The following is a 13,320-nucleotide window of genomic DNA, read 5'->3' on the forward strand; positions in this document are numbered from 1 at the left end:
TTAAATGAAACTATGTCAAAAAAGGTAATTGTTATTGGTGCTGGTGGTGTTGGAAATGTTGTTGCTAAGAAATGTGCGATGAATCCACAGGTATTTTCTGAAGTAGTCTTAGCTTCTAGAACCTTGTCAAAATGTGATGCCATCGCTAGGGAAGCTGAAGAGATAGGTTTGCCTATTTCTATTAGGACCCGACAAGTAGATGCTGATTCTGTTCCTGAATTAGTGAAGTTATTTACCGAGGAAAAGCCTTTTATGGTGATTAATGTGGCCTTGCCTTACCAAGATTTAACGATTATGGATGCTTGTTTAGCTACGGGTGTTCACTATTTAGATACGGCAAACTATGAGCCTAAAGATGAAGCTAAGTTTGAATATTCTTGGCAATGGGCTTATCAAGAAAAATTTAAAGAGGCTGGATTAATGGCGCTTTTGGGTTGTGGATTTGACCCAGGTGTTACAGGTGTTTATACGGCTTATGCCAATAAGCATCATTTTGATGAAATGCATTATTTGGATATTATTGATTGTAATGCAGGAGACCATGGTAAGGCCTTTGCAACTAATTTTAATCCAGAAATTAATATCAGAGAAATTACTCAGAAAGGTAAATATTGGGAAAATGGTCAATGGGTAGAAATTGAACCTATGTCAATTCACAAGCCTATTGAATACCCTAATATTGGCCCTAAAGAATCTTATTTGTTGTACCATGAAGAGCTTGAATCCTTAACCAAGAACTTCCCTACACTGAAAAGAGCGCGTTTTTGGATGACTTTTGGTCAAGCGTATTTAACTCATTTAGAGGTATTACAAAATGTTGGTATGACTTCCATTCAACCTATCAAATTCAATGGAATGGATATCGTGCCTTTGGAATTTCTGAAAGCAGTTCTACCAGAACCTGGTACCCTTGGCGAGAATTATTCTGGACAAACATCTATTGGTTGTCAAATCAAGGGTATCAAAGATGGAAAAGATACAACCTATTATGTCTACAATAATTGTCACCATGCTGAATGCTACAAAGAAGTGCAAGCGCAAGGTGTGAGTTATACCACTGGAGTTCCAGCCATGATTGGGGCAAGTTTAATGATTCAAGGAGAATGGATGAAACCAGGTGTATATAATGTGGAAGAGTTTAATCCTGATCCATTCATGAAGATGCTAAATATTCATGGTTTACCATGGCATGAATTGCACAACATAACGCTGCCTCATGAGTATTAGACCTCAAGTTAGTTATTCTACTATTCCTTCTCCTTGCTTTGTTTTGGAAGAAAATCTTTTGATTAAAAATCTTCAATTATTGCAAAGGGTACAGCAGGAAGCAGGTATTGACATTATTTGTGCGCTAAAAGGATTTTCTTTTTATCACGAATTTCCATTAGTCAAACAGTATTTGGCTGGTGCCACGGCAAGTTCATTGCATGAGGCCCGACTTGCTTACGAGGAAATGGGGGTAAAGTGTCATGTGTACTCGCCTGCCTATTTAGAACATGAATTTGAGGAACTGGCTTCCTATACAAGTCATCTTTCTTTTAATTCCTTAAATCAATACCAACAATATTATACTAGAGCGAAAGAAAAGGGGATTTCATGCGGAGTCCGAATTAATCCTGAATATGCAGAGGTGGATACCGATATGTATAATCCATGTGTAGCAGGTTCTAGGTTAGGAATTAGGCGATCGGATTTAGGCTCACATTTACCGGATGGTATTGAAGGATTGCATTCGCATACTTTATGTGAAAATGATTCTTTTGTTCTAGAAAGAACATTGTCGGTTATTGAAGAAAAATTTGGTGATCTTTTACCTCAAATATCTTGGTTAAATCTGGGTGGTGGACATCTCATTACGCGAGCTGATTATGATGTTAATCATTTGATTCAACTATTAAAGGGCTTTAAATCCAAGTATCCTAATTTATCCATTATTATGGAACCTGGTTCAGCTATTGGTTGGCAAACAGGTTTTCTTAAGTCAACGGTGTTAGATATCGTTGACTCAGCAGGCATTCAAGTAGCAATACTGGATGTTTCATTTGCAGCTCATATGCCCGATACCTTGGAAATGCCTTATAAACCTAGAATTAGATATGCATATCATGAGCCTGTTGAAGGAAAACCTACCTACCGATTTGGCGGTATGACTTGTTTAGCGGGGGATTATTACGGTGATTATTCTTTTGATGAACCATTAAAAATTGGGGATGAGATTATCTTGGAAGATATGATTCATTATACGATGGTTAAAACAACCACTTTTAATGGTGTTAACCTACCAAGTATTGGCAAGTTAAATACCCGAAATGAATTTGTGTTGTATAAAAGGTTTGGTTACGAATCGTTTAAAGATCGCTTGTAAAATATCAAGTTTATTGATAAAACTTACCCATTCAATTGCTTAATTTCACCTAGCTTTGTCAACTTTTGAAAAGTTGACAAAGCTGACTTCTCTTCATCAAAAAAAATGTAGAACAAAGATGCGAATTATCATTCATCATTCTCTATTCTACATTGATTAAGTGGAGAAGATCGGGCTCGAACCGACGACCTCTTGCATGCCATGCAAGCGCTCTAGCCAACTGAGCTACATCCCCGACATATGGGTACAAATTTCATGAATATTAACTGAAATTGCAAGGTTATTAGAAATTTACTCTTACCCCAATTCCTCCTTGAACGTGGAAAAAGAATGGGTTGGGTGCTATTTCATTATAAAAACCGATCTCCCCGAAAAATGATAAATTTGGTGCATCTACTGGATAAAATTCAATTCCGCCTAACGCCGCTGCCCCAAATCCACCATTGTTAGTGGCTGTATTACTGCCTTTTAAATATAAGTCTCTAGAAGTATACTGAGGACCAAAGCCATAATATGTATGAATATCTGAATTGACTAGGGTAGGATGATGCCATAAGTAGAGGGCATTCATCGTAAATCCAATGTTCTTAAATGTACCATCTTTGTAATTGCGATCAGTTCCCCAAAGTCCACCGTACGCCCCAACATTGATTTCTACCGCATTAATTCCATTACTCAAGTATCTTCTCGCCATAAATCCACCCGGTTCTCCAATTCTGAAACCAGATGCCCAATCCTGAATTTGACCGAACGTCAATGAGGAGATACAAGTAAATAATAAAATAAATAGGCTCTTTTTAAACATATATTAAGAATAAAATTCTTTTATTTTTTGAAATAATGCTTGGTTCTCATCAGGCAAACCAACAGTAATTCTGATCGAACTTTCACAAAGTGCCACATTAGATCTATTTCTGGTAATTATTTTTTGCGAAATTAAATTATCAAATAACTCTTGAGCCCTTTCAAATTTAACTAATATAAAATTGGCATGCGAAGGGTAGATTTGAATTACCTGAGGTATTCGTTCTAACATTGAAATTAACGTATTTTTTGCATCATTTATTTGCTTCACAGAATTAATTAAAAATTCTCTGTTTTTTAACGCTTGTAAAACCAATGTTTGAGTAGCCCCACCAATGTTATATGGAGGTTTGATTTTATTCAATATTTGGATGACTTGAGGATGAGCAAAAGCCATTCCTAGTCGTAATGATGCTAACCCATAGGCCTTAGAAAGAGTTTGCATAACAATGACATTCGGATATTTTTCCAACTCAACTATAAAACTTGGTTCATCCGAAAAATCAATATAGGCTTCATCAATAATGACAAATCCTTGTTGAAATTGTTGGATAATTTGATATATATCCGCCCTATTAATTTTATTTCCGGTTGGATTATTGGGTGAACAAATGAATATAATCCGAGTATTTTCCTCAATAGACGTTAATATTTTAGGGACATCCAATTGATATTCCTGTGTTAAACTGACCGAAATAATGGACACATGATTGATTGAGGCACTCACTTCATACATTCCATATGTTGGTGGACATAGTAATATGGAATGTTCTGAACCAGCACAAGTCATCCGCATAATTAAATCAATCGCCTCGTCTGAACCATTTCCAATGAATATTTGGTCTACAGGTATACCTTTAATTTGAGAAATCTCTTCCTTTATTTCCCACTGCATGGGATCTGGATAGCGATTCCAGCTTACAGGTAGGGGTGAACCCAATGGATTTTCATTGGCATCCAAAAATATACCCTCTTTACCCTTAAATTCATCTCGAGCAGATGAATAAGGTTTTAAATTCCAAATGTGAGGTAAAATGATGGATTGGTAATTCATGAGGGATTTTTTATTCGAATAGCTACTGCATTAGCATGCGCCTGAAGTGATTCAGCTTCAGCCATTTGTATGATACTTGATCCTAAATGTTGTAATCCAGATTGACTGATACTTTGTAGCGTAATTATTTTTTGAAAACTTCCTAAATTCACCCCTGAATAAGCTTTAGCGAAGCCATTGGTTGGCAAGGTATGATTAGTACCTGAGGCATAATCGCCAGCCGCTTCAGGAGTGTAATTCCCTAAAAAAATAGAACCCGCATTGTAAATGTTATCTGCCAATTCTTCGGGTTTTTCACAAGCCAAAATCAGGTGTTCTGCCGCGTATTCATTTAAAAGTTGAACGGCTTCAGAACGATCCTTAACTAATACAATCTTGGAATTCGCCAGCGACATCTTTGCCAAATCCTTTCTTTCAAGCACATTCACTTGTCTTTCCAGCTCCTCTTGAACATTAAAGATAAAGGTTTCATCTAAAGCAACTAAAAATACTTGTGAATCAACTCCATGTTCCGCCTGTGATAATAAATCAGCAGCCACATAGGCCGGATTAGCCGTAGAATCTGCATAAACTGCCACCTCAGACGGTCCTGCAGGCATATCAATAGCAACCCCTTTTCGATTGGCAAACATTTTAGCCGCTGTCACATACTGATTCCCAGGTCCGAATATTTTAAAAACCTTAGGAATAGATTCAGTGCCTAATGCCAAAGCCGCTATAGCTTGTGCTCCTCCTACTTTTGCCATTTTGGTAATCCCACATAATTGCGCGGAATAAAATATAGCTGGATGAATCGCTGGAGTACACAATACAATCTCTCGACAACCCGCAATTTGGGCAGGAATAGCTAACATTAGAATGGTGGAGAAAAGGGGTGCCGTTCCTCCAGGAATGTATATTCCAACCTTTTCAATGGCACTCGCTTTTTGCCAACAAATAACACCAGGACTAGTCTCTGTTTTTTGAGAAATAAACTCTTGCGACTTATGAAAGGTATAAATGTTGGAATATGCCTGTTGTATGGCTTGTTTTAAAGCTTCTGGAACCTGATCTGCAAATATTTTAATTTCTTCTTCTGTGTAGAGAATGGAATCTATTTCTCTTTTTTCAAATTGTAAAGTGAAATCTCGTAAGGCTTGATCTGATTTTATCTCTACTTGTTTAAATATTCCTTCAATAATTTCATCCAAAGATTGAGCGTTCAGACTTGGTCTTTGACAAATCTGCGCAAAGCTATTTGAATCAGGATATTTTATATATGGAATCATGCTTACAAAATCATTTTCTCAATTGGTAGGACTAATATTCCTTGCGCACCAGCTTCACGTAAAGATTCAATAATTTCCCAAAAATCATTTTCTGATATGACGGAGTGTAAAGAATACCAGCCATTTTCAGCTAATGGTACACGAGAAGGTGATTTCATGCCTGGTAATAAGGCAATGATTTTATCCAAATTCTTTTCTTCAGCATTTAATACCACATACTTGGCATTTTGCCCTCTTTGTACAGAATCAATCCGAAAAGTAAGTTTATCTAATAAGATTTTCTTATCGGGAGATAATGATTTATTGGATATGAGAACGGCTTGACTTTTAAATACTTCAGCAACTTCTTTTAATCCATTACTTAATAAGGTTCCTCCAGTAGAAACTATGTCACAAATACCTTCAGCTAGGCCTATACTTGGGGCAATTTCAACTGATCCCGAAATTTCATGAGTATGTGCATTAACTCCTTGAGATTTTAGAAAGTTGTTGGTTAAGTTAGGGTAGGAGGTAGCGATACTTTTACCTTCAAAATAACTTAGATCAGTATAAATTTCATTTCTTGGTATAGCTAATGACAAACGACATTTGGAAAAACCTAATTCCTTGACGATCTCTACATCTTTCTTATTTTCTTCTAACACATTTAGGCCAATCACTCCCAAATCCGCAACTCCATCCTCTACATAACCAGGAATATCGTCATCACGTAAAAACAAAAATTCTATGGGAAAATTGCTAGAAATGGAACGCAACTTAGAACCTCCCGATTCAAATTTAATTCCACACTCTTTAAATAACTTCAATGAATCGTCGCTTAATCTGCCTGATTTTTGAACTGCGATTCTAATATTTGTATTGCTCATATATGTATTTTTCCTAAAATAGACAAGCCCCGAAATTTTCGAGGCTTGCCATTGAATGTTTAGATAAACATCTTAATGGGATCCTCAAGGTACTGCTTTAATGTTTGTAAAAATGCAGCTCCTGTTGCTCCGTCCACCACACGATGATCACAGGTTAATGTTATCTTCATGATGTTTGTGGCATAAAACTGTCCATTTTTGACACCAACGGTTTCTTTAATTCCACCTACTGCCAAAATACACGACTCTGGTGAGTTGATGATGGACGTAAATTGGTCAATGCCAAACATACCTAAATTACTTACAGTGAACGTATTACCTTCCCAATCTTTCGGTTGTAATTGCTTGTTTTTAGCTTTAGATCCTAATTCCTTAGCTTCTGCTGAAATCTGAGCAATGGATTTTTCGCTAGCAAAACGGATAACTGGTACAAGTAATCCATCTTCAACTGCAACAGCCATTCCAATATGCACGTGCTTGTTGACACGAATACGGTCTTCCATCCAATAGGAGTTTACTTTTGGATGTTTTACTAAGGATAAGGCCACAGCTTTGATTACCATATCATTAAATGAAATTTTAACCGGTAAAACTTCGTTCATACTCACACGAGCCTCCATGGCTTTATCCATATTGATTTCCATGGTCAAATAAAATTCAGGGGCACTGAATTTTGATTCTGACAATCGACGAGCAATTGTCTTCCGCATTTGACTGTTTGGAATATCTTCGAAACTTTCTTCTCCTGAAATAAAATTACCCGTGGCTCCTCCTTGAGAAGGCTTATAGTTTTCTACATCAATCTTGGTGATTCTTCCACCTTCTCCTGTTCCTTGTAACCATGATAGATTGATATTCTTTTCTTTAGCTAAAGCTTTTGCTAGGGGAGAGGCTTTAATAATACCACCTGTAGAATTAGCTTGAATGCCGGAAGAAGTACTGGATTTTACTTCAGCAGCTTTTGGAGATTCTTTGACTGGAGTAGTCGGCGCTGCGGCAACTGGTGCCGGCGCAGGAGAAGCAGCTACAGGAGCTGCAGGTGCAGGTGTTTGTGCCAATAATGGTTGGAAATCTGTTCCAGGCTCTCCAACAATCATGATAATTCCGTCAACAATAACGCCCTCCCCTTCTTTCGCTCCTATGTATAGAATAGTACCATCTTCATAGTTTTCCAACTCCATGGTAGCTTTGTCTGTCTCTACTTCAGCGATGATGTCACCCGATTTAACCACATCACCTACCTTTTTTAACCATTTAGCAATGACACCTTCGATCATGGTATCACTCATTTTGGGCATTCGTACTGCCTTAGCTGGAATACTAGATAGATCAACTGCAGGGGGGGCTGGTGTGGCTGCCACCTCAACAGGGCTGGAACTTTCTTTAACTTCCGTTGCAATAGGAGCCGCTGGAGTAGTTCCACCAGTAAGTAAACTTGAAAAATCTTCCCCAGGTGTACCTACAATGGCAATGATTCCGTCAACAGGTACAGCTTCACCTACCTTAACCCCAATATATAATAATGTACCATCCTCGTAATTTTCTAATTCCATGGTAGCCTTGTCGGTTTCTACTTCAGCTATGATGTCACCAGATTTAATTACATCTCCCTCTTTCTTAAGCCAATTAGCGATTACACCTTCAACCATGGTGTCACTCATTTTGGGCATTCTTATTACTTCAGCCATTATCTTATTTTTAAAATTCAAAATTAAGCTTTAGATGCTTGTTTCGAAAACTATTATGTAAAAATATTTGATTAATCTAATTTTAAAACTGCCATAAATGCCTCTTGTGGAATTTCTACATTACCCACCTGACGCATCCTCTTTTTACCCTTTTTCTGCTTTTCAAGCAATTTCCGTTTACGAGAAATATCACCCCCATAACACTTAGCCAAAACATCTTTTCTGAGTGCTTTTACCGTTTCACGCGCAATAATCTTCTGACCAATGGCAGCTTGAATTGCAATCTCAAATTGTTGTCTTGGTAATAACTCCCTTAATTTTTCACACAATCGCTTACCCCAATCATAGGCTTTATCTCGGTGAACAATAGCAGAAAGTGCGTCCACTTTTTCTCCATTTAACATGATATCTAATTTAACCATGTTACCAGGCTGATAACCTTTATATTCATAATCCAATGAAGCATATCCACGAGAAATGGTCTTCAATCGATCAAAAAAGTCAAATACAACTTCTGACAAAGGCATATCAAAAGTTAATTCTACTCGGTCAGTAGTTAGGTAAATTTGATTGATTAATATGCCCCTTTTGTCCATGCATAAACTCATAATCACCCCGGTATACTCGGATTTAGTAATGATTTGTGCTTTGATGTAAGGTTCTTCAATTACATTGATTAAGTTAGGCTCAGGTAAATCACTTGGAGCTGAAACCCATAATTCCTCGTGGGAAGTGGTTAAAACCTTGAATTTAACAGAAGGAACTGTGGTGATAACTGTCATATCAAATTCACGTTCCAATCGTTCCTGCACAATTTCCATGTGCAACATACCTAAGAAGCCACAACGAAAACCAAATCCCAAAGCCATGGATGTTTCAGGCTCCCAAACCAAGGAGGCATCATTTAATTGAAGCTTTTCCATGGCATCTCGTAAATCCTCAAACTCCGATGTTTCTACTGGATAAATTCCAGCGAAAACCATGGGTTTTACTTCTTCAAATCCTAAAATAGCGCTTTGGCAAGGGTTGGCTACATGTGTGATGGTATCACCCACTTTAACTTCTTTGGCTTCTTTGATACCTGAAATTAGATAACCTACATCACCAGATTTAATGATGGATTTCGGTACTTGCTCTAATCCTAAAGTTCCGATTTCATCGGCAAAGTATTCTTTGCCTGTATTCATAAATTTAACTTTATCTCCTTTACGTATTTCTCCATTATAAACACGGAAAATTACCTCGATACCTCGATACGAGTTAAAGGTTGAGTCAAAAATTAATGCCTGTAAAGGTTCTTCTGGGTTACCTGTAGGAGCAGGGATACGCTCTACTACCGCATCCAAAATATCCTGTATACCAATACCTTCTTTACCAGAGGCATGAATGATATCTTCCTTTTTACAACCAATTAAATCAATAATTTGATCCGATACTTCTTCTGGCATAGCACCAGGGAGATCTATCTTGTTAAGAACCGGAATGATTTCTAAATCGTGGTTGATTGCCAAATATAAGTTAGAAATAGTTTGCGCCTCGATTCCTTGAGAAGCATCTACAATTAATAAGGCTCCCTCGCAAGCGGCGATCGATCTAGAAACTTCATATGAAAAGTCAACGTGCCCAGGAGTATCTATTAAATTGAAAGTGTAAACCTCTCCATCCTTAGGATATTGCATTTGAATGGCATGAGATTTAATAGTAATACCTCTTTCTCTCTCTAAATCCATATCATCCAAAAGCTGATTCATCATATCGCGCTTTTGAACTGTATTCGTGAATTCTATCAATCGATCAGCCAAAGTACTCTTTCCGTGATCAATATGAGCGATGATACAAAAATTACGAAGGTTCTTCATTTAATTTCTATTTGTAACATTCAACCAAAAAAACATGCATTTGGTTAATTAGCATTGAATTCCATGTAAAGCTGCTTGTAAAAAACTTTCTATATCATACTTGCCAAGGAACTCACCTTTTCAAGCTACAAATATAGTCAAGGCATTGCTGGCAAGCTATACGAGAACTCAATTATTCTGTGATTAATAGGTAGTTTTTATTTGAAAGGGTTGAATTAATGAGCGACTTGCATGATGCTTTCAATTTCCTCCCATTCTATAGGGATATTTTTCATTAAATTCTCTGTGCCATTGGGAGTAATAAGTAAGTTGTTCTCCAATCGAATACCTATCCCTTCTTCACGGATATAAATACCTGGTTCACAGGTCAATACCATTCCTGGCTCAAATGGCTTATATTTATCCCATACATCATGCACGTCTAATCCTAGGTGATGAGCTACTCCATGCATAAAATATTTTTTGAATAAAGGCGCATTTTTATCTTGCTTCTCTACATCATGTCTAGAAAATAACTTTAAATCAATCAATTTCCCTTCCATATACCTTTCAACCTCTTTTTGATAATCTGTCCAATAAACGGAAGGTTGCATAATTTGACTTGCAAAATTCAGCACATCATAAACAGCTAAATACACCTCTTTCTGACGAGTCGTAAACTTGCCATTTACAGGAATAGTTCGTGTCATATCCGCATTATAATTAGCATAGGAAGCACCCACGTCTAACAATAATAAATCGCCATCCTTACATACTTCATTGTTTTCAATATAATGCAATACGCAAGCATTTGCTCCTGAGGCTATAATAGGCGTGTAAGCAAAGCCACTGCTTCTTGATCGTATAAATTCATGAATAAATTCAGCCTCTATTTCATATTCATATACACCTGGTTGGGTATATGACAAAATACGTCGAAAGGCCGATTCCGTAATATCAATGGCCTGTTGCAAGGCACCAATTTCTTCATTCTCCTTCTTCATACGAATCGTATTCATGATAGGAGCCAAGCGTTTGAAATTGTGGGTGGGGTATTTACTTTGGATCTGTTTAGTTAAACGGGCATTTTGTGTTTCTACCTGAGAACTGTTTCGGATATGTTCATTATCCAATAAGTAGATATTTTCAGCAGTATATACCAGCGTTTGCATGATGGAATCCATCTGACTTGTCCACTGAATGTTTTTAATTCCAGAAATTTGATGAGCTTCTTCTTTAGTAAATTTATGTCCCTCCCAAATGGCTATTAATTCCGAGGTTTCTTTAACAAATGCAATTTCTTTTAAATGTTCTTCTGGTGCATCAGGGTATAACAACAAAAAACTTTCCTCTTGGTCTAATCCCGTTAAATAGAATAAATCAGTATTCTGCTTGAAACCCATACTGCCATCCGCGTTGGTTGGCATGATGTCGTTTGAACTAATTAATACAATAGATTTGGGGGCTAATTGATCAACTAATTTTTGACGATTTTTAACGTATAATTGTGAAGGAAGTGTTTTATATCTCATGATTTTATTTACGACATAGGTAAATGATTTCTTCTAGAGGTAAACTCATTTTTTGACTATTTTCAAGTCCGATTTTTTCTATCATATTTACAGGTATTACTTGAAAACCAGATTTTTCCAATTGTTTCCCGTAATCTCTTCCATAAATTCTTACATGGTCATCTTGTAAAAAATGCTTTTCTCGTTCTTTAGGATCAGTAATACTTTCATCCTCATATGTGGTTTCTAAATCAAGTCTCTGTGGACTTTGACAAAGGGCAAATCCATCTGGCTTCAAAACACGACGAATTTCCTGCATACAACGAACATCATCACGAACATGCTCTAATACGTGGTTACAGAAAACGGCATCGAAGCTATTGTCTTCAAATGGAATATCATGCAAGTCCATTTTCACCTTAGCTAATGGAGATTCAATATCAGCCGTGATATAATTATCGCCTAATAATTTTTCAAACCTATCGATAAAACAATATTCTGGAGCAATGTGTAATAATCTTAGATTACTTTTAAAAAATGGTGTTTCCTTTTGTAAAAATAGATACATCAGTCGATGCCTTTCTAAACTTAAACAAGAAGGGCAAAGGGCATTTTCTCTGGGTTGAAGTCTTCCATAAGGAAGAAATTTGGAGAAATTTTGTTGGCAAATTGGGCAATGCACTTTATTACCTTGTAAAAAAATACTGTAAACTTTCAGCAGCTTATGAGCTACCAATTGAATGTATTTTCTAGGTATATTTCTTAAAATCCAGCTTATTAAATATTTCATAAGACAAAAAAAGGGAAGGTGTTTACATGAAATACCTTCCCAAATCAAATAATTTGCTAATTACATTTCACGAATCCAGATGTTTCTAAAACTTACTGGATTACCATGATCTTGTAAACTGATTGGACCTGCCCCGTGTACTGGGTTTTTAGGTTGACCAATATATTCTGTAGTTCCTTGAATTTTGGTATGATTTTGAACCACAATACCATTATGAATGACAGTAATGTAGGCAGGAGTATCAATTCCTCCGTTTACTGTAAATTTAGGAGCAGTGTATATAATGTCATAAGTATTCCATTCTCCCATGGGTGAACTCGCATTAACTAGTGGGGCAGATTGTTTGTAAATACTACCCGCTTGACCATTACGATAAGTTCTGTTTTGGTATGAGTTAAGCACTTGTACTTCATACATTCCTTGCATGAAAATACCACTATTACCTTTTCCTTGACTTTTTAAAGTTTCAGGCTCAATAGGTGAGCGCCACTCCACATGTAATTGATAATTGGTGAACTTTTGTTTGGTAGAGATATGCCCAGCTCCTTTTACCACTGTCATGGCGCCATCTTCTACTTTCCATTTGGCAGGACTTCCATCCTTTACTGTTTCCCAATTATCTAAGTTTTTTCCATCGAATAACACAATGGCATCAGAAGGGATTTTACCTGGACTAACAACGCGAACCTCTGGATCCCAGTATTCCGTTTTGTCAGGTTTGTTAGGATTTTCCTCAATAAAACGATGATCTTGTGCTTGTAAGCAAAAACTACCAGCTGCTAAAACAGCAGTGTAGATGAAAGTAATTTTTTTCATATGTAAAGGTTTTAGAAAATCAAATTACAGTAATTTTTAGATAAAAAAAAACCGGTATTAACCGGTTTTCCTTAACTGAAATAATGCTTATTTAGCGAAACTTGCTTTGATTTGCTCCACATCTACCAATTTGATAATAGGTCTCTGCTTTAAAATTTTGATAGCATTTACTTTATTATTCGCTACTGCGTGATTTCTTCTGTCTTTGCGTTTTAGTCTAGTTACGGCCATGTCTTGATAAATTTGGTGTGCAAAAATACTAAATATCATTTATTAATCAAATAATAAGTCTCGTTTAATTAAATTTGCATTTTTAAAAT

At 36.6% G+C, this 13,320-nt stretch carries 12 protein-coding genes and 1 tRNA gene; 2 read left to right on the top strand and 11 right to left on the bottom strand.

What is annotated here, in order from left to right:
* Nucleotides 1–12 precede the first annotated feature (12 nt).
* Both ESB04_RS00655 and nspC read left to right on the top strand, forming a co-directional pair.
* Entirely contained in the window at nt 13–1,227 is a 1,215-nt protein-coding gene (locus ESB04_RS00655) for a saccharopine dehydrogenase family protein (protein WP_129025220.1), read from the top strand.
* Nucleotides 1,217–2,365, top strand: coding sequence for a carboxynorspermidine decarboxylase (nspC, locus tag ESB04_RS00660; protein ID WP_129025222.1), 1,149 nt, complete (start codon nt 1,217–1,219; stop codon nt 2,363–2,365). The genes ESB04_RS00655 and nspC overlap by 11 nt, the downstream gene beginning before the upstream one ends.
* A 161-nt stretch (nt 2,366–2,526) precedes the next feature.
* Here the strand turns inward: nspC and ESB04_RS00665 are convergent.
* The 11 genes from ESB04_RS00665 to ESB04_RS12385 form a co-directional block, all read right to left on the bottom strand.
* A tRNA-Ala gene (locus ESB04_RS00665) sits at nt 2,527–2,600 on the bottom strand.
* A 48-nt stretch (nt 2,601–2,648) separates the two neighbouring features.
* Complete coding sequence (locus ESB04_RS00670) at nt 2,649–3,170, bottom strand: hypothetical protein (protein ID WP_129025224.1); 522 nt, start codon at nt 3,168–3,170, stop codon at nt 2,649–2,651.
* A 3-nt stretch (nt 3,171–3,173) separates the two neighbouring features.
* Entirely contained in the window at nt 3,174–4,223 is a 1,050-nt protein-coding gene (gene hisC, locus ESB04_RS00675; protein ID WP_129025226.1) for a histidinol-phosphate transaminase, read from the bottom strand.
* Nucleotides 4,220–5,491 carry a histidinol dehydrogenase gene (gene hisD / locus ESB04_RS00680; RefSeq protein WP_205749450.1) on the bottom strand — a complete coding sequence of 424 codons (1,272 nt, stop codon included), beginning with the start codon at nt 5,489–5,491 and terminating at the stop codon, nt 4,220–4,222. The genes hisC and hisD overlap by 4 nt, the downstream gene beginning before the upstream one ends.
* Before the next feature lie 2 nt (nt 5,492–5,493).
* Entirely contained in the window at nt 5,494–6,357 is an 864-nt protein-coding gene (hisG, locus tag ESB04_RS00685) for an ATP phosphoribosyltransferase (protein WP_129025228.1), read from the bottom strand.
* A 59-nt stretch (nt 6,358–6,416) separates the two neighbouring features.
* The gene (locus ESB04_RS00690; protein ID WP_129025230.1) at nt 6,417–8,045 is read right to left on the bottom strand and encodes a pyruvate dehydrogenase complex dihydrolipoamide acetyltransferase; all 1,629 of its coding nucleotides are present in this window, start codon (nt 8,043–8,045) and stop codon (nt 6,417–6,419) included.
* Nucleotides 8,046–8,116: 71 nt separating this feature from the next.
* Nucleotides 8,117–9,904, bottom strand: coding sequence for a translation elongation factor 4 (gene lepA / locus ESB04_RS00695; RefSeq protein WP_129025232.1), 1,788 nt, complete (start codon nt 9,902–9,904; stop codon nt 8,117–8,119).
* Nucleotides 9,905–10,119: 215 nt separating this feature from the next.
* Complete coding sequence (locus ESB04_RS00700; RefSeq protein WP_129025234.1) at nt 10,120–11,415, bottom strand: aminopeptidase P family protein; 1,296 nt, start codon at nt 11,413–11,415, stop codon at nt 10,120–10,122.
* Between the two features lie 4 nt (nt 11,416–11,419).
* Nucleotides 11,420–12,184 (bottom strand): class I SAM-dependent methyltransferase, encoded by a 765-nt coding sequence (locus ESB04_RS00705; RefSeq protein WP_129025236.1) that lies wholly within the window; start codon nt 12,182–12,184, stop codon nt 11,420–11,422.
* A 60-nt stretch (nt 12,185–12,244) separates the two neighbouring features.
* Nucleotides 12,245–13,000, bottom strand: a complete 756-nt coding sequence (locus ESB04_RS00710) for a 3-keto-disaccharide hydrolase (protein ID WP_129025238.1) — start codon at nt 12,998–13,000, stop codon at nt 12,245–12,247.
* An 87-nt stretch (nt 13,001–13,087) separates the two neighbouring features.
* Nucleotides 13,088–13,231, bottom strand: a complete 144-nt coding sequence (locus tag ESB04_RS12385; protein ID WP_164969557.1) for a hypothetical protein — start codon at nt 13,229–13,231, stop codon at nt 13,088–13,090.
* Nucleotides 13,232–13,320: the final 89 nt, after the last annotated feature.

The sequence above is a fragment of the Aquirufa rosea genome (assembly GCF_004118285.1).
In the GTDB taxonomy this organism is placed as follows: Bacteria; Bacteroidota; Bacteroidia; order Cytophagales; family Spirosomataceae; genus Aquirufa; species Aquirufa rosea.